Raw genomic sequence first — 17006 nt, 5'->3', positions numbered from 1 at the left:
ACAGCTTTTCTTGAAAGGTAGACTTCATTTGAAAGGTAAGCCATGAATACGGCTTACCTAAATTTCTAATATCCTGACTCTCTAATCAAAAATGAGTAGCCCAGCCCACCAAGAAGCCTTGTGTGGCAGTATCGTATTCAAACGTGCCTTTATTTTCGTAATCAACCCAAGTGGATTTGTAGGCGAGATTTAAATCTGACCAGTCGTTAATTTGATAACGAACTCCTGTTAGCAAAGAACTGGTAAAGTCAGTGTCGCTGCCAAGCCCCATGTCTAGGTTGGTGTGTACTGTCCAATTTTTGTTGAGTTCTTTGGTCCATCGAACACCGACAAGATAATCGACCCAATCTTCATCCAAAGACCTTGAATTGAGGGGTGTGCCGTTACTTGTATAGAGTTTCGAATCAATATCGTTATCCCACCAACGTATCCCGATCATATAGTCAATATTGCCAATATCGTATTGGTAACGCTTGAAACCTTTCGCTTCTAACACACCTTGCCTAATCTCAAGTTTGCCATTGAGAATCCCAGCATTACCGATAACCGAATTGGATTTAGCACTGAGCTCCATGAAACTGTAATCAAGGTAGTAACCCCATTGATTGTCATAAATCCCTTCAAGGCGAAGCATGGCTCCCATATCTAAATTATCCATGATAAATGCTGGGTCAACATCGACATCACTAGAGAGTCTTCCAATGGTGGTGTCACCACGAATATTCAGAGCTTGAGCATAAATCTCAATGCTGTGTTGCCATTTTTGATTGTAGACTATGTTTTTTATTAAAGAGGCAAATTTAAAGAGTGAGGGTATGAAACAGCAGAGTGCTTTCTTATTAGCCGCCGTTTTGGGCTTAGCGCCGATTGCTTTGTCTTATGGTTATGCTCCGATTATTTCACTGGACACTGGATTACCATTTTGGAATTGATGCTAGCCCTATCAACGTAACTCACATATTTCGTGCAGTAATGGGGCTGTACTTGTCACTGGCTTTGTTTTGGATTAGCACTGTACTGATCAAGAAATATCAACTGCCAGCGCTCTATAGTTTGGTGGTTTTCATGTTGCGTTTAGCTGCTGGACGAGTCATCAGCTTGGTATTGGATGGCATGCCGCACTGGCTACTTTTCATCTATCTGATCTTGGAGTTGGGCTTTGGTTTAGTCGGTTTAAAAATGATTCATAACGAGCAATCTGAAACAGTATAAGGACATTTTATGAAAGGGATTTTTCACCTTCTTACTCTGAGTGTGTTGAGTAGCTTTTCGCTATCGGCATGGTCAGCTCAAGAGCAGCCAAATATCTTTGTTATCTTCACCGATGATGTGGGTATTTCAAACCTAAGTGCGTATCACAACGGCGTGATGAGCAGCGAGACTCCGAACATCGACAGCATTGCCGAGAAAGGCATGTTGCTCACAGATTACTACGCTCAACCATCATGTACCGCGGGTAGTTCTGCTTTCTTAACAGGGCAATTACCCGTTCGAACAGGCATGCACTCAGTTGGGTTACCGGGTGGCCCAGTTGGTTTAAGTGCCGACACGCCAACGCTTCCTGAGGTTCTTAAAACCATGGGTTATGTCACGGGGCAGTTTGGTAAAAACCACCTTGGTGATCGAGATGAATTCCTACCGACAATGCACGGTTTTGATGAGTATTGGGGTTGGTTGTATCACTTGAATGCAATGGAATACACAGAAGATCCAGATTGGCCAAAAGATGGGTCGTTAGATGCCTTTGCGCCTCGTAATGTAATTTATTCAAGAGCCGATGGTAAAGGCGGACAAACCATTGAAGATGATGGTGCCTTGTCGATTGAGCGTATGCGCACACTGGATGATGAAGTGAATAAACACGCGATCAACTTCATCGAAAGGGCGGTTGAAGCGGATAAGCCATTCTTTACTTGGTACTGTCCATCACGTGGTCACGTTTGGACGCACCTGTCACCTGAATACGAAGCCATGCTTGGCCAAAACGGTTGGGGACTTCAAGAAGTGGTCATGAAAGATCTTGATGACCATGTTGGTGAGATGATGGCGAAAATGGAGGAACTTGGTATTGCCGATAACACCATCATCATTTTCACTGCGGATAATGGCCCTGAGATCATGACATGGCCAGATGGCGGTATGACACCATTCCATGGCGAGAAAGGCACAACATGGGAAGGTGGCGTTCGTGCTCCTGCGCTAGTGAGTTGGCCTGGTAAAATTCCAGCAGGAAGCGTGGGTAACGGCATCTTTGATGGTATGGATTGGCTTCCAACATTAGTGGCTGCAGCTGGTGGGCCCACGGATCTGAAAAAGAAGATGCTGACAGGTCATGATGGCTTTAAAGCGCACCTCGATGGTTACAACCAAGTGGACATGTTAACTGAAAAAGGCGAGTCGAATCGTAAAGAGATTTACTACTACGAACGAGATAAGCTACAAGCCGTTCGCATAGGTGACTGGAAAGCGCACTTCGTGGTACAGAATCACGGTTGGAGTGGTCCGAAAGAAGAGCTTAACGCACCGCTACTGTTCAATTTGCGTCGCGACCCATATGAGCGAGCAGCTGAAGAGTCGGGTATGTACTTGAAGTGGATGGGTCAGAAGATGTGGGCGTTTGGTCCTGCACAAGCTGCTGTACAACAACATCTAGCGACCTTCCAAGAGTGGCCCCCAGTGACACCAGATTTACCAGCTGAGAAAACAGGTGGTGTGGGTAATTAATTCGCACTTGTCTCAAGTAGTCGGGGCAGAAAAGGCTGAGTAGAAATACAAAATCCCGTTGGAGACTCTAATCGTCGCCAACGGTTTTTTTTGTATTTGGGTTGTTTAAAAGCGTGTTTTAATCATGCAAACAAAGGCTGAAGAAAACGCTATTTTGCTTTCAACGTAGTGTTACGTTCTACAAATTGAACAGGCACCATTAGCTTTACTAAGCTAGTGTCTTGCTCTTGAATTTGGCTAACGACAATCTTCACGGACTCACGTGCAAGGCGTCGGAAATCCTGCTTGAAAGTGGTCAATTGGTAGTTCAGCCACTGAGTTTGTGGGATGTCATCAAACCCAATCACTTGTAGGTCTTCTGGGATACGGAGCCCGAACTCTAAACGAGCCACGTCCATCACTGCCATAGCGAGATTGTCCGTCGCACAAAATATGGCTTCAGGATGAGAAGCTTCTTTGAACATGGCTCTGATTATCTCGAGTGAATCAAGGTAATCGTAGTCAGCTTCAATCACGCGAGCTTGTTTGCCCGTTAGGTCTTCAAATTCTGTGCAGAAACCCACTTGGCGCTCGCCATTGGTAAATGTCGGGACGTTACCTGTGAGGTAAGTAGCTGACTTGATATCAAGTTTATGAAAGTGCTGAGCAGCAAATTGACCTGCAGCGTAGTTGTCGCTCACCACATGGTTACTCTTAGTCCCTTCAACAACCCGCGCGAACTGAACGATAGGGATGTCGAACTCTTCACATTCTTCATAAAGCGACTTATTAAAGGTCGCAGAAGCGGCAATCACGCCATCAACACGGTACTGGAAGATGTTAGGAATAGAGTGGTTATCGTTTCCATCAACTTGCCAAGGAATCAATACCGCAGAGTACCCCTGTTTTTGTAGCTCAGTAGAGATAAGCTGCAGTGTTTTCATGTGAATAGGGTAGTCGGCATCTGGGAAAACTAACCCAATCAATTTGGATTCATTTGTCGTCAGACTGCGGGCAAAGGCATTGGGACGATAATTCAACGATTTTGCTGCATCGAACACTTTCTGCTTGGTCTTTTCAGACACTGAACTGCCCGGTACAAATACGCGAGATACAGTTGATTGAGAAACGCCAGCAAGCTTAGCGACATCTTTAGAGGTGACGGTTGGCTTTGACGCCGTGGAGTGTTTTGGAGAGTTCATAGACCATACTTTTGAACCAAATTGACTGCGCACAGAGTAACATGATTAGGTACGTACTCATAAAGTAATGCCAACGAATGATATGAAAAATAAGGAATAATGGTTATTTTGAATTCTATGTTGGGTACAACCCATTAACTGTGTCGCTACAAATGTCGTTACAAAAATGTAGCTTCAAATAAATAGTGACTAAAAAGCTCTGCTTAGAAGCAGAGCTTTAGATTACGAATTTACTCAAAAATGAACTACATACCGCTACATCGTTAGAAGTAGTAACGAATACCGGCAGCGAACTGATCATCGTTGTTTTCGTATTTCACACCATTGTATGAATCTTTACCGTTGTCGAATTGGTACTCCGTCCATACTAAGAACTTGTTCTTCTTAAAGTGGTACTCAAGGCCAGGGATAATAAGCTGACGTTCGTAACCATTCGCGTTGTCGTCTGTGTCCGTTAAGTAGTTAACGTTAAAGGTTGGACGTAGACCATTTTCAAAGTGGTAGTAGGTGAAGAATTCAGCACCACGGTGGTCGTAGAATTCTGCTTTGCTGGTGGTTTCCCAGTTAGAACCTTGGCTGTAGGTGAAGCCAACAAACAGACCATTATTGGTGTAGTTCAAACCTAATAAACCGATACGTTGTGTATCGCCATCTTTGATGTTTTTAACGCCAGCATCGACATCGTCAAATTCATTCTGATGGTAAGCCAAACCAATGGTTAGGCCGTCAGTGATGGTATAAAGCGTTGAAGCGCCCATACCGTTTTTCAGTGTTGCGGTTAAACCATCCGCAAGGCCAACATCTTCACGAGTTGTCTGATAAGTGAAGCCGTATTTCCAGTTATCGCTGATGTTGTTGCGGTAAGTGATAGAGTTTTCCGCGCGGCCTGTACCAGAAGCAATACCCCAGTCAGAAAGGTTGTAGTAACCAGAACCACGTGAACCAAAAACACGACCCATATCGGTAAACCAAGCCACATCGTAAAAGGTAGACCACTGTTTAGTACCCGCAGCAATCTTGCCGTATTTTTCGTGCTCTACGCCTGCGTATAGAAGTCGGTCGTAAATATTGTCGCCGTTAGCACCTGAGTTATAACCCCATTCGGCATGGCCAAAGCCAGTCCAATCGTTGTCTAGTCCCATTTGACCTTTAAGGCCGAAACGAGAACTACCGCTGTTCCATTCGCCATTATGATCGCCACCTTTGTCTTGGTAACGAACGTCGAAACGACCGTCTAAAGTAAGGCTATCGCCCGCGTCATTGGTAAAAGTGTGTGCAGCAAAAGCTGAACCTGATGTAAGTGCCGTCAGGATCACTGCAGAAAGTATCGACTTGTTCATTGTTGTTCTCTTTATTCAGGCCGCAGAAAGCCACCGTGCTTTCAAGCCCGTTATATAGGTAATGGTTTGGCAGGGTGTGCCCATCCGTGAGGCACAAGTTGGTTATCTTGGGTGGAGCAAGTTGTCGAGGGCGAGAAGGAGCCCTCGGCAGTCATGCCTGCCTAGCGTAGGTAAGGACTAGGTAGACAATAGGACATGGTTACAACGTAGGGTTCATGATAGATGAAGTGCGCTCGAACACATCCAGACCTTGCTGTTGTAGCCAGTAAGGAAGGTCGATAAGAACCCAGTTCTCAGACAGTTTGTCGCCGTCACGGTAGTACACGTCAACCACTTGCATGTTTGCGCGTACTTCGCCGCCAGTCATACCAAGGAAGCCACCTGTTGGTGTGTTTGATAGGTTTGGCCAACCGAAGAAACAAGAGAAGTTACCCTCAGCGAAACGACAAACGTGGCCGTTGAACTTCTTGTCTTTCAGGTTGTTACGGAAAGGAAGTTGGTGCTGTTGTTGGTAGCGAGGAATTGTGTAAGACGCGCCGATGCCACATGGACCGTACCAAATCATGTCTTTTGACCAGCTCTTCGCGAGTACTTCTGGTGGGCAACCCATCGCGCCGCTGTCGTTAAGAGCAGACAGGTCATCAACCATTTTGTTTACTAGAGCAAGCGTTGCAACGCCTTCTTCTGGAGCCGCGTCTTCAAACAACAGACCATCGTGGTTACGTGGGCCAGGGTAAACGAAGTGCTTACCAGTTGATGGTGGAAGTGGGTAGCAACCCGCTTGATCCATCATGCCTAGAAGGTCTAGGAACAGGCCTGTCTTAGTGATTTTGCCGTCAACCACACAGTTAAACTCTGCGTAGCGAACGTTCATGATCTTGCCAGTAGGGCGCATGCCTAGGTATTCAGCGTCGAATAGACCCATGAAGTGACCCATGCTCATTACCCAAATCTCATCTGGGTTAACTTCGTTGTTACCACCGATGAAGATGTCTTGACGACGCTGCATGCGAGTCATTGACTTCATCATTGGCGCCCAGAATACGTCAGCAGCTGCTTGTGCGCCTTCTTGCTCACGGAATGGGTAAACACCGCGCCATAAGTAATCTTCAGACGTGTGCGCTTTTAAAACTTCAGCAACGTTCTCGTGTGTTGCGTTTTCGATAGCGTCAAAGTAATCGCGAACAATGCGTTTAGCTTCTTGATATTTAGACATAGTAAATTCTCTTTTTTGTTGTCGAGCCAACATTCGGAACAGGACTCGATTTGGATTTTGTTACCGGCTGACTTCTCAGCCGGATTGATGTTTATTTCGTGTCTTTAGAGGTCTTCAACTTCTAGAGGTTTTCAACTTTTAGAAGTCTTCAACTTAAGGGGATTAAGCTTTTGCTGTTTCCGCTTTTTTGCTCTTGTCGAAAATGCCGCCTTTCAATGTTTCTGGTAGAGATAGCCACAGTAGACCAGCTAGAATCCATACGATTGGCGAGCCCCACATTGCAGTCGCAAGGTCGCTGCGCTCTTGGATGAATACCAACACCATTGGTGCCCACATGCCGATGATACGACCACCGTGGAACAGAGCTGCACCGAAGCTACGTAGGTGAGCAGGGAACAACTCAGAGAAGTAGCCACCCCATACCGCAGAAGCAGACAGACCGAAGTTGTAGATAAGACCTAGGATAGCCAGCATGTTTAGGCTGCCGATCATCACGTCGCTTGGTGCAACGAAGAAGACTGAAGCCATAACACCCGCAAGGATGAAACCAAACGCGTTCACTTTACGGCCGTATTTGTCGGCGATTGCACCCCATACCCAAGCACCGAATAGAGAACCGAATGCTGAGATAGAGAAGATGATGCCGATAGTTGAACCGTCAAATTGGCGAACTTCTTTCAGGTATGTTGTCACGAAGCCTGAGAAGAATTGGTAGCCATAGAAGTTAAGGCCAGCCAGTAGTAGACAAGTGATGGTTAGCTTGCGGTAAGGCGCGCTTAGCATTTCACCCCAAGAACCTTTCTTCGCTGGTTTATTCGATGCTTCAGCTACGGCTTGATCTTCTTCACCGTAAGCGATCACTTTCTTGTCGCTAGGCAGGATGAAGATCATCAGTGCAGCAGCAACTAGAGGAGGAATACCACCCACCCACATTAGGCTCTGCCAAGGTGCATCGATGCTAGAAATGAATGCCGCGTATGCGCCCATTGCCATTAGAGCAACCGAGAACATAGAAGAAGCGAATGCCGTTAACTTACCGCGAACGCTTGGTGTGAATAGGCCAATCATCAGGCTTACTGCTACTGTGAAGTAGCCACCCAAAGAAATACCGATGATGAAACGCATTGCTGCCCACATCGCGTAATCAGTAAACATCATGTTGATGATGGTTGCGCCACCATTCAGTGCGGTGATGACAATAAGAGTCGATTTCTTACCAAAGTTTGATGCCACCCATGCACAGCTTAGGGCACCAATAAGTGCGCCAACCGACTGCCATGTATAGAACTGAGCGGTATCCGCCAAGTTAATACCATCGTACGCATCAACGATGTAGGGGCGTACGTAGTCAATAATTACAAAGTTATAACAATAGAAAAAGTAGCCAACTAGAATTGCTAGATAAGCAGCTACCCTTTGAATCATAGGAACTTCGCTCATGTGTTTTTTAATAGTCATGACCGATAAACCTTTATTTTTTTATAGGGTGTTTTTAGTTTTGATTATTGTGCAGTGGTTATTGATGTTCACTACACCGTCTTCGTTTCGGGAGAGATAATAGAATTTTTGTGGTTATTAGATCCGTGATCAAGGTCAATTTTAAAATGAGTGCGTACCCATTTTATGTATTTTGGTGATCTGGATCTCATTAGATCGTGTGTTTGCGCTGATTAGGACGTTTTGAGCGTTTATTCATCTATATTAGTGACAATACTCACACTTACTGTGGGTTTTTGAGGGAATATATCCAATTTTAAGTACTATTGGCGGCGAATGATTTGCGAAATACAATAAACGGAATCTAAAAATGGTTACGTACTCAAGTTTTGTGGTTATTGCTCTTTATGTACTAACTACTCTATTTATCAGTTACTTAGTGAATAAGCGTTATAGCGTTGGTGGCGATTTCTCAACGGGCGGAAAACAATTTGGTTGGTTTACGGCAGGTGTGTCGATTCTTGCAACCTACATCAGTGCGATGACGTTCGTGGGCATGCCGGGCTGGGTTTATAGCTCAGGCATGGAAGCGATGAGCGTCCATTTGAATTACCCAATAGTGATCTTTTTCGCTGTGGTTTTCTTTGTCCCGGTGTTTTACAAACTCGGCCTAACCTCGATTTATGAATACCTAGAGCACCGCTTTGGCGTTGTTGCTCGCACGATCAACTCTATCGTGTTTATTGTGGTTCAGTGTATTTCGGCAGGTGTGATTTTGTATGCGGTTGCACTGATCTTGGTGCAAGTGTTGCCGGTGAGTATCTCCGAGGCAATCATCTACATCAGCTTATTTACCGCTTTGTATACCTATGCGGGCGGTATCTCGACTGTCATATGGACAGACATGTTGCAGTCGGCGGTGCTGATCATCGGCAGCATTGCGATCTTTGCTTTATTGCTGATGAAGATTGATGCAGGGGAGGTGTTGTCTCCTGAACATCTGAATATCATCAACCTCGATTTTGACTTGGGTGTTGATACCACATTGTGGGCAGGCGTAGTGGCAGTGAGCTTCTTACACTTGAGTGTGTATGGCACAAACCAACTGATTATTCAAAGAACATTGGCGACCAAGAACGTTAAGACTGCACAAAAATCGATGCTGCTTTGTGGTTACGGCGCGTTCTTTATTTACCTGTTTTTCTCTGTAATGGGCGTTTTATTGAGTGTTTTTTATCAAGAGCAAAGCTTTGAAAACAGCAATGAAGTGATTCTCGATTTTGTGTTTAACCATACCAACCCAATCGTTGTTGGTTTGGTGATTTCAGCACTCTCGGCAGCGGCAATGTCGACCTTGGATTCAACTTATAACTCAATGGCGACAGTGGCAACGTTCGATTTCTATAAGCGTTTGTTCCGTAAGAAAGCTTCCGATGCACATTATGAATCAGTGGCTAGAAAAATGAGCTTGGTTGCTGCAGCGTCGGTTGTTGTTCCTGCATTACTGGCGGTTTCTAATGAATCAGTGCTTAAAACTATTGCGAGCCTGACCTCTATTTTTGTTGGTATTCGCCTTGGCTCTTTCATCCTGGGTTTGTTCTTTAAAAAGGCAAATGAGAAAGGGGTGATTGCAGGCAGTATTGGCAGTGTGGCCGTCGTATTCATCGCTAAATACAGCGGCATAGCTTGGCCTTGGTTTGCCTTGATTGGCACTGTGGTTTTCTTGGTGTTAGGCGTTGTTGTGAGTCGTTTCTGGGGAGAAGTAACCGAGCAACAAAATGAATTTATAGCCAAACAAAAGCATTTGTTTGCAAAGCCTACCGCGAGTCATTACGGCTTGTTGGTGTTCGCTGTTGTGACGATTGCTGCTTGTACTGTTATCCCTGATTGGCTTTATGCCGCTCTTTCTTAATTGACCGATTTATTACTGGTATATCTATGTTATCGATCTTTGATATCTACAAAATTGGTGTTGGGCCATCGAGCTCTCACACCAACGGCCCAATGATTGCGGGTTTTCATTTCACACAATTAATCGCTGATAGAATCGCAGATGTGACGCGTGTTCAGGTGGATTTATACGGTTCTTTGTCATTGACTGGCATAGGCCACCACACCGACAGAGCAACCATCTTGGGTTTGCTTGGAAATAAACCAGACACGATTAAGATCACCAGCGCTAATGAAGCGATGCGTCTTGCTATCGACAGTGGTGAAATGCAGCTGAGTGGCCATCACACCATTGGCTTCAATTATCAAACCGACATGCTATTTCATGAAGACAATCTGCCTCTGCATGAAAACGGCATGATGATTACCGCGTTTGACCAAAGTGGAAGCGTAATTGTTGATGAAACTTACTATTCGATTGGCGGCGGTTTTATCGCAACCGCGGATGAACTGCAGAATGGCACTCAAACCCAAGCCGTAGAAGTCCCTTTCCCATTCAAAAATGCCGATGAAATGCTGAGAAAAGCAGAAGACAGCGGCATGAGCTTGGGTGGCATGATTCTGAAAAATGAAGCAGCTTTCCAAAGCGCGGATATTATTTCAGGAAAGGCCGATCAAATCTGGCGAGTAATGACTCGTTGCATGGAGCGTGGCTTTGAAACCGAAGGCATTCTTGATGGTGGTTTGAACGTAACACGTCGTGCGCCAAACTTGTTGAAGAAGCTCGAAGCGAATGCAGCCGTTGAAAACGACCCAATGGAAATCATGGACTGGATTAACTTGTTCGCTTTTGCGGTGAGTGAAGAAAATGCAGCTGGCGGTCAAGTGGTGACATCACCCACCAATGGTGCGGCCGGTGTTCTCCCTGCGGTATTGATGTATTACCATCGCTTCATTAAAGAACTCGATACCAAGCAGTTAAAAGACTTCTTAGCCGTATCGGGTGCGATTGGTATTTTGTACAAGACCAACGCTTCTATTTCTGGTGCGGAAGTAGGGTGCCAAGGTGAAGTGGGCGTGTCATCTTCTATGGCGGCAGCGGGTTTAACGGCATTACGCGGCGGCAGCAACGAGCAGATTTGTATTGCAGCCGAAATCGCGATGGAACATTCGCTAGGTATGACATGTGACCCAATTGGTGGCTTAGTACAAGTGCCATGTATTGAACGAAATGCGATGGGTTCCATGAAAGCGATTAATGCTTCACGAATGGCTCTTAAACGTAATAGCAAAAGTCTGATCTCATTGGATAAGGTTATCGCGACCATGTATCAAACGGGTAAGGACATGAACAAGAAGTATCGTGAAACTTCACTCGGTGGCCTTGCTCTGATTCATCTTGCAGCACCATGTGAGTAGCGATCAAACAGATTAATTAGGCTCAATATCAAAGCCCAGTAGCGTTAGACTTCAAGGCTTCAAGGCTTCAAGGCTTCAAGGCTTTAAGGTGACTGGGCTTTTAAGTATCATTCTTGTTGAAAGAAGACGACTGCTTATCAACTTGGAGCAAGATTATTCTCCAAGAGGAAGCAGATAGCTGTTTTTCAACTCTTTAACCGAGATATTGGACTGGATCGCACTCACGCCTTTTACTCGCCTGATCGAGCTAATACGCTCAAAGTACTCTTCCAAATCTTTCGCTAGCACTTGAATCATATAATCTGCGCCGCCTGCAATACAGTGACACATAGGAATCCAATCGGTTACTTCGACAAACTCTTCAAACGGTTCTGTGTTTTCTACTTCATGGTTACCCAAGGTCACAAGAGTAAAACCAGCCACATGAAAACCAAGCTTTTTGCGGTTTAGCTTCGCGGCATAACCATCGATATAGCCGGCCTCTTCCATGCGTTTCCAACGGCGCCAACATGGGGTTTCGCTGAGGTTCACTTTCTCTGCGAGCTTACTGTTGCTCATTCGTCCGTCTTGTTGGATATGTTCTAAGATGGCGATATCAGTGTCATCTAATACTTCTTTGGTGGATTCTTTCTGTTTCATGGGTGTTTTAGAAAAATCTTGCTCAAATTTGCATTAATATTAGCCTATATAGCAATTTAATTCCTAGTCGAATCTGTAAACTCTCTCCGTATAAATACTTTACTTATTAGGAGTGAGAGGAAATGAGCTCTCAATTAATGCTGGCGTTCTTGCTATTTTCAACATCAATTGCAATTACACCTGGGGCAGGCAATATCGCATTACTTGGGATTTCAAGTCGTTATGGATTTGCAGCGACTTTACCTTTTATCTTTGGGAATGCTGTCGGCATCATCATCGTACTGGCGGGTTCTAGTGTCGGTTTGGTGAGTCTATTTACCCTTTACCCAGATCTTTATAACATTTTGAAATACGCGGGTGCGGCTTACTTGCTGTTTATGGCGTGGTCGATTGCGAACATGCAAATCGAAGAAAGCACGACTGATAATCGCTCGGGCTTTATGTCAGGCGTGTTGGTGCAGGTGTTGAACCCTAAAGGTTGGATTGCTTCATTAACCGTGTTTTCGCAGTTCATCACCCCGAATGCAGATTACTTGATCCAAGTAGTGACTATTATCGCGGGCATGGTTATTACCGGTGTGCCTTGCATGTTGGTGTGGGCGTATTGTGGAACCATGCTTAAAAAGCTACTGCAATCGCCAAAGCAGATGATGTTTGTGAACCGTTGCTTAGGCGGTAGTCTCGCACTTGTGGTTGCCTTTATGCTTTATCAACCGGCATAAATCACAAAGAAAAAAACCACTCCTAAATCCATAGGAGTGGTGTCTAAATGTCGACTAAGTCGTTAACAGTAAAGAATTAAGTTAACAAATATTTAAGGAACTTGAGCTAAAAGCTTTTATGCCTAGAAGCTTTTAAGTTTTAATTTTTAAGTTTTAGGTTTAAAGATTAAGCCGTTTCAGCCTCTTTAACTGGAGCTGAGTTACGGATTAGGTGGTCAAATGCACCTAAGCTTGCTTTTGCACCTTCACCCATTGCAATGATGATCTGTTTGTAAGGTACGGTTGTTACATCACCCGCCGCAAACACACCTTTCATTGATGTTGCGCCATGAGCGTTAATTTCAATTTCACCGCGTGGTGAAAGCTCTACCTTCGAACCCTTCAACCATTCGCTGTTTGGCATCAGGCCGATTTGAACAAAGATACCTGCTAGTTCAATCTGTTTAAGTTCATCGGTGTTGCGGTCTTTGTATTCCAGACCGGTTACGCGGTTGCCATCACCAATCACTTGCGTTGTTTGCGCCATCTTGATGATTTCGATGTTTGGTGTTGCGTTCGCTTTGTCGATAAGCACTTGGTCGGCACGCAGTGTGTCTGCAAATTCAAGTACGGTTACGTGTTCAACGATACCCGCTAAATCAATTGCCGCTTCGATGCCTGAGTTACCACCACCGATAACCGCTGTTTTCTTGCCTTTGAATAAAGGACCGTCACAGTGTGGGCAGTAAGCTACACCTTTATTGCGGTACTCTTGCTCACCCGGAACGTTCATTTCACGCCAGCGAGCACCGGTACTTGTGATAACCGTGCGAGCTCGTAGTGTTGCGCCGCTCTCTAGCTCTACGTGGATGTAACCGTCTTCAGTGTTTTCTGCCGCAATGATGTTTGCAGCGCGCTGCTCAGTCATCACTTCAACACCGTACTCTTTTACGTGCTCTTCAAGGCTGGCCACTAACTTAGGGCCAGTTGTCGCTTTCACTGAGATAAAGTTCTCAATCGCCATCGTATCCATCACTTGACCACCGAATCGGTCAGCAACCACACCGGTACGAATGCCTTTACGTGCCGCATAGATAGCGGCTGAAGAACCCGCAGGGCCACCGCCGACAACCAATACATCAAAGGGTGCTTGTTGGTTTAGGTTTGCTGCTTTCTTTTCTGCAGCGCCTGAATCAACTTTGTTAAGGATCTCTGCCAGTGACATACGGCCTTGACCAAATAGCTCACCGTTAATAAACACGCTTGGTACTGCCATGATGTCGCGAGACTTCACTTCGTCTTGGAATGCTGCGCCATCAATCATCGTTGTCTTAACCAGAGGGTTAATCGCCGACATCATGTTGAAGGCTTGAACCACTTCTGGACAGTTTTGGCACGATAGCGAGATGAAAATCTCTACATTAAGCTCTTGATCGAGTTCTTTAATTTGCTCGATTACGTCAGCTTCAAGCTTGATAGGGTGACCACCACTATGAAGCAGTGCAAGTACCAGAGATGTGAACTCGTGACCCATTGGTAAGCCAGCGAAACCGATCGCAGTGCCTTTCTCTTGGTTCACGACCTGCATAATTGGGCGGCGAGTGCTTGCGTTATCATCTCGAATTACTTCAATTTTGTCGGTGAGAGAGGCGATATCATTCGCCAGATCTTGAAGTTTGTTCGCGGTGTCGCTGTCATCAAGGCTAAGGACTAACTGAACCTTGGTTTTTAGGTTTTCTAGGTATGCTTTTAGCTGCTGCTTCATTGCTTGATCTAACATAATCGTGCCTGCTCTTAAATTCTGTGTCTTGGTATTGACCAATACCTTCTTGCTGAAAAAGGAAAATAAAAAGGGGGCGCAAGTCGGCAAATATTGTGGTGTTGATTTTTTGAAAGGGTGGCGCGCAACTGCCCTTTAGGAGGGGGCCGAAGCGCGCCTGTAGAACCGTTTAACTGTTCTGTTTTACTTGTTCTTTCTAGCTGTTCTTGTTTGAACTAGGCTTAGATTAAATCTTGCCTACTAGGTCTAGAGATGGCGCTAGAGTCTCTTCGCCTTCTTTCCATTTTGCAGGGCAAACTTCACCTGGGTGAGCGGCTACGTATTGTGCAGCTTTAACCTTGCGTAGTAGGTCTTCAGCGTCACGGCCGATGCCTTCAGCTGTGATTTCCATTGCTTGGATAACGCCTTCAGGGTCGATTAGGAACGTTGCACGGTCTGCAAGGCCTTGACCTTCACGCATAACGTTGAAGTTGTTTGTGATGTTGCCTGTTTGGTCGCCGACCATGAAGTATTCGATAGTGCCGATTTTGTCAGAAGTATCGTGCCATGCTTTGTGAGAGAAGTGCGTGTCAGTTGATACTGAGAAAACTTCTACGCCGCGAGATTGAAGCTCTGCGTATTTGTCTTGTAGGTCAACTAGCTCAGTTGGACATACAAACGTGAAGTCTGCTGGGTAGAAGAAGAATACAGCCCACTTGCCTTTAACGTCTTGCTCAGTGATTTCTACGAATTCGCCGTTTTTGAATGCTGTTGCGTTGAATGGTTTGATTTCTGTGTTGATCATGATTCGACTCTCTTTCTAATTTGTAGTGTTTAACGCTATCCCGCGTCGATGGAGCTATATTGCATTCGCACCGAAAATTAGTGAAATCGGACATTTCTATAGATTCAATAGGCGAATCCTATCTTCGAAAGGAAAGGACTATCGGCAAAAGCTATCAACAAAAACGATTAAAAAAAGCCATCAAACATCAGCACCCCATAATTTGAGTAGCTATGCTCTTTAGGTTGTTCTCTATTTAGGCTTATCTCTATTCACGTAAGCCTCTATGTATCTATGTATCCAAGTAGGTAAGTAGGTAAGTAGGCAAGGGCAGGCATGGCTTCTTTAAGTGAGCTGGGATCTGATGCTAAACCTGTAAATAACAAAAAATTATCATTAATATAATTTATGATAATTTTAGTTAATCTTCGCATCTCCATATACTCTCTTCATCGAAACGAAACACCGAAGCTAATCTTCGGAAAGCACAGAATTAAAAACGAATTTGGAGCAAGTTATGAAAATGAATCACGTAGGCATCATGGTTGGCGACATGGACAAGGCAGTCGAGTTTTACACTAAGGCTCTGGGTCTAAGAATCGTAATGAACAACACTAAGGTTATGGAAGAGCGCGAATCAGCAATCGGCCGTATGTGTATCGCAGTATTTGGCGAAGGCTTCAAAGGCTTCAACATTGCACACCTAGTAACTTCTGATGGTATCGGTGTTGAGCTGTTCGAAATGAAAGATCGCCAAGAGCGTCACGAAGTAGACTTCTCTCGTCTAGGTATCTTCCATTTCTGTTTACAGCTTCCAAAAGAGCAGTTTCATTCAGCTATTAAGCGCGTTGAAGAGTATGGCGGTAAGGTTCGTATGGACATCATGCGTTACCACCCAGAAGACGAACTAAAACAAGCGCAAATGGTTTACTTAGAAGACCCATTTGGCAACCTATTCGAATTCTACTCGCACACATACGAAGACACGTACGCGACTGATTACGAGTAATCGCGCTACCTACCTGTCATAAGGTAGAAAACCGAAACACCCCCTAAAGAGGATTGGTAGAGATACCAATCCTTTTTTGCGTTTCTTTGATGAGAGAAGGGGCACTTAATATTAGACTCGGGCATAAATCAACCTGTCTTCGGGTGTTCTTTGAACCGCAGTTTGTTTGTGTTGAATGACTAATAAAGAAAAAGATTTAAGGCGTTGTTAAAGTTGACGTTTTCAGGATAAAACCTTTCATGAATATGACGGAAGGAAGCGTAGTTCATGGAAATATTGCGGGCTCATACCGAATGGTTGCCTCGACTGAGTTGTGACTATACTCAGCACAATATTGCTAACCAACAACAACGAAAATAGAGAAACATGCACAGATTAGCGTTCCCAAATCACATGAAAAAACTACACATCATCTTTACCGCTCTTATTCTTATGATATTAGCCGGATGCACCTCAACGTCGGCTGTCGGCAGTTCTAAAACAAAGGACTATGCCAAGTCACATGCTCTTGTGGGTAAAGCTTCTTGGTATGGCGATAAATTCCATGGAAAACTCACAGCAAGTGGTGAGACATACAACATGAATGCCTACACAGCGGCTCATAAAACCTTGCTCTTGGGGACGATCGTGAGAGTGACTAACACCGCCAATAATAAGTCTGTCGAAGTTAAAATTAACGATCGAGGCCCTTACGTAAAAGGCCGAGTGATTGACCTCTCGCATAAGGCATTTGCAAAAATCGGCAATGTTAAGCAAGGTACTGTGCCTGTCAAAATCGAGATTGTTGATGACAGTAATACCTTTAGGTATAAGCACTAGAATCCCCTCCTAGCCTCCCCTTGGTTTACATCTCCGACCCCTTACTTGCAATAGAAAGGGGAGGAACTGACCGTCGACCTTGATGAAT

General features: G+C 44.9%; 14 protein-coding genes and 1 pseudogene. 7 read left to right on the top strand and 8 right to left on the bottom strand.

Going from position 1 to position 17006, the window contains the following annotated elements; translation table 11 throughout:
• Positions 1 to 85 precede the first annotated feature (85 nt).
• Complete coding sequence (locus tag OCV30_RS10670; protein WP_065679570.1) at positions 86 to 817, bottom strand: DUF481 domain-containing protein; 732 nt, start codon at positions 815 to 817, stop codon at positions 86 to 88.
• Between OCV30_RS10670 and OCV30_RS10665 the strand changes: the two are divergent.
• Both OCV30_RS10665 and OCV30_RS10660 read left to right on the top strand, forming a co-directional pair.
• Positions 816 to 1212, top strand: a pseudogene (locus OCV30_RS10665) (DUF4345 domain-containing protein). The gene OCV30_RS10670 and the pseudogene OCV30_RS10665 sit on opposite strands and share 2 nt — an antisense overlap.
• 9 nt (positions 1213 to 1221) lie before the next feature.
• Positions 1222 to 2724, top strand: a complete 1503-nt coding sequence (locus tag OCV30_RS10660; protein WP_065679571.1) for an arylsulfatase — start codon at positions 1222 to 1224, stop codon at positions 2722 to 2724.
• 149 nt (positions 2725 to 2873) lie between these two features.
• On the opposite strand, the gene OCV30_RS10655 is transcribed toward OCV30_RS10660, so the two are convergent.
• The 4 genes from OCV30_RS10655 to OCV30_RS10640 form a co-directional block, all read right to left on the bottom strand.
• The gene (locus OCV30_RS10655; protein WP_065679572.1) at positions 2874 to 3905 is read right to left on the bottom strand and encodes a LacI family DNA-binding transcriptional regulator; all 1032 of its coding nucleotides are present in this window, start codon (positions 3903 to 3905) and stop codon (positions 2874 to 2876) included.
• A 263-nt stretch (positions 3906 to 4168) separates the two neighbouring features.
• Complete coding sequence (locus tag OCV30_RS10650; RefSeq protein WP_065679573.1) at positions 4169 to 5245, bottom strand: porin; 1077 nt, start codon at positions 5243 to 5245, stop codon at positions 4169 to 4171.
• A gap of 199 nt (positions 5246 to 5444) precedes the next feature.
• The gene (locus tag OCV30_RS10645) at positions 5445 to 6461 is read right to left on the bottom strand and encodes a nuclear transport factor 2 family protein (protein ID WP_004736372.1); all 1017 of its coding nucleotides are present in this window, start codon (positions 6459 to 6461) and stop codon (positions 5445 to 5447) included.
• A gap of 162 nt (positions 6462 to 6623) precedes the next feature.
• Positions 6624 to 7919 carry an MFS transporter gene (locus OCV30_RS10640; RefSeq protein ID WP_065679574.1) on the bottom strand — a complete coding sequence of 432 codons (1296 nt, stop codon included), beginning with the start codon at positions 7917 to 7919 and terminating at the stop codon, positions 6624 to 6626.
• A 349-nt stretch (positions 7920 to 8268) separates the two neighbouring features.
• Between OCV30_RS10640 and OCV30_RS10635 the strand changes: the two genes are divergently transcribed.
• Positions 8269 to 9810, top strand: coding sequence for a sodium:solute symporter family transporter (locus OCV30_RS10635; RefSeq protein ID WP_065679575.1), 1542 nt, complete (start codon positions 8269 to 8271; stop codon positions 9808 to 9810).
• 26 nt (positions 9811 to 9836) lie between these two features.
• Positions 9837 to 11207, top strand: coding sequence for an L-serine ammonia-lyase (locus tag OCV30_RS10630; protein ID WP_065679576.1), 1371 nt, complete (start codon positions 9837 to 9839; stop codon positions 11205 to 11207).
• 153 nt (positions 11208 to 11360) lie between these two features.
• On the opposite strand, the gene OCV30_RS10625 is transcribed toward OCV30_RS10630, so the two are convergent.
• Positions 11361 to 11846 carry an Lrp/AsnC family transcriptional regulator gene (locus tag OCV30_RS10625; protein WP_065679577.1) on the bottom strand — a complete coding sequence of 162 codons (486 nt, stop codon included), beginning with the start codon at positions 11844 to 11846 and terminating at the stop codon, positions 11361 to 11363.
• A gap of 122 nt (positions 11847 to 11968) precedes the next feature.
• Here OCV30_RS10625 and OCV30_RS10620 point away from each other — a divergent pair, with 122 nt between their 5' ends.
• On the top strand, positions 11969 to 12568 hold the full coding sequence (locus OCV30_RS10620) for a LysE family translocator (RefSeq protein ID WP_065679578.1): 600 nt from the start codon (positions 11969 to 11971) through the stop codon (positions 12566 to 12568).
• A gap of 166 nt (positions 12569 to 12734) precedes the next feature.
• Here OCV30_RS10620 and ahpF read toward each other — a convergent pair whose 3' ends face one another.
• Both ahpF and ahpC read right to left on the bottom strand, forming a co-directional pair.
• A complete protein-coding gene (gene ahpF / locus OCV30_RS10615) occupies positions 12735 to 14327 on the bottom strand; it encodes an alkyl hydroperoxide reductase subunit F (protein ID WP_065679579.1) in 1593 nt (530 codons plus the stop codon).
• Positions 14328 to 14553: 226 nt separating this feature from the next.
• Complete coding sequence (gene ahpC, locus OCV30_RS10610) at positions 14554 to 15111, bottom strand: alkyl hydroperoxide reductase subunit C (protein WP_004736364.1); 558 nt, start codon at positions 15109 to 15111, stop codon at positions 14554 to 14556.
• 496 nt (positions 15112 to 15607) lie between these two features.
• Between ahpC and OCV30_RS10605 the strand changes: the two genes are divergently transcribed.
• Both OCV30_RS10605 and OCV30_RS10600 read left to right on the top strand, forming a co-directional pair.
• On the top strand, positions 15608 to 16099 hold the full coding sequence (locus OCV30_RS10605) for a VOC family protein (protein WP_029406249.1): 492 nt from the start codon (positions 15608 to 15610) through the stop codon (positions 16097 to 16099).
• A 366-nt stretch (positions 16100 to 16465) separates the two neighbouring features.
• Positions 16466 to 16918 carry a septal ring lytic transglycosylase RlpA family protein gene (locus OCV30_RS10600; RefSeq protein ID WP_065679580.1) on the top strand — a complete coding sequence of 151 codons (453 nt, stop codon included), beginning with the start codon at positions 16466 to 16468 and terminating at the stop codon, positions 16916 to 16918.
• Positions 16919 to 17006 lie beyond the last annotated feature (88 nt).

Origin of the sequence: Vibrio atlanticus (genome assembly GCF_024347315.1) — a bacterium.
In the GTDB taxonomy this organism is placed as follows: Bacteria; Pseudomonadota; Gammaproteobacteria; order Enterobacterales; family Vibrionaceae; genus Vibrio; species Vibrio atlanticus.
Note: the sequence above shows the minus strand (reverse complement) of the source record. Positions and strands in the feature narration are given on the sequence as shown.

Excerpts from the sequence above, each read along its gene's own strand:
- OCV30_RS10630 (WP_065679576.1), top strand. The coding sequence starts at position 9,837 with ATGTTATCGATCTTTGATATCTACAAAATTGGTGTTGGGCCATCGAGC.
- OCV30_RS10645 (WP_004736372.1), bottom strand. The coding sequence starts at position 6,461 with ATGTCTAAATATCAAGAAGCTAAACGCATTGTTCGCGATTACTTTGAC.
- OCV30_RS10635 (WP_065679575.1), top strand. The coding sequence starts at position 8,269 with ATGGTTACGTACTCAAGTTTTGTGGTTATTGCTCTTTATGTACTAACT.
- OCV30_RS10620 (WP_065679578.1), top strand. The coding sequence starts at position 11,969 with ATGAGCTCTCAATTAATGCTGGCGTTCTTGCTATTTTCAACATCAATT.
- OCV30_RS10625 (WP_065679577.1), bottom strand. The coding sequence starts at position 11,846 with ATGAAACAGAAAGAATCCACCAAAGAAGTATTAGATGACACTGATATC.
- OCV30_RS10650 (WP_065679573.1), bottom strand. The coding sequence starts at position 5,245 with ATGAACAAGTCGATACTTTCTGCAGTGATCCTGACGGCACTTACATCA.
- OCV30_RS10655 (WP_065679572.1), bottom strand. The coding sequence starts at position 3,905 with ATGAACTCTCCAAAACACTCCACGGCGTCAAAGCCAACCGTCACCTCT.
- ahpC (WP_004736364.1), bottom strand. The coding sequence starts at position 15,111 with ATGATCAACACAGAAATCAAACCATTCAACGCAACAGCATTCAAAAAC.
- OCV30_RS10640 (WP_065679574.1), bottom strand. The coding sequence starts at position 7,919 with ATGACTATTAAAAAACACATGAGCGAAGTTCCTATGATTCAAAGGGTA.
- OCV30_RS10660 (WP_065679571.1), top strand. The coding sequence starts at position 1,222 with ATGAAAGGGATTTTTCACCTTCTTACTCTGAGTGTGTTGAGTAGCTTT.
- OCV30_RS10600 (WP_065679580.1), top strand. The coding sequence starts at position 16,466 with ATGCACAGATTAGCGTTCCCAAATCACATGAAAAAACTACACATCATC.
- ahpF (WP_065679579.1), bottom strand. The coding sequence starts at position 14,327 with ATGTTAGATCAAGCAATGAAGCAGCAGCTAAAAGCATACCTAGAAAAC.
- OCV30_RS10605 (WP_029406249.1), top strand. The coding sequence starts at position 15,608 with ATGAAAATGAATCACGTAGGCATCATGGTTGGCGACATGGACAAGGCA.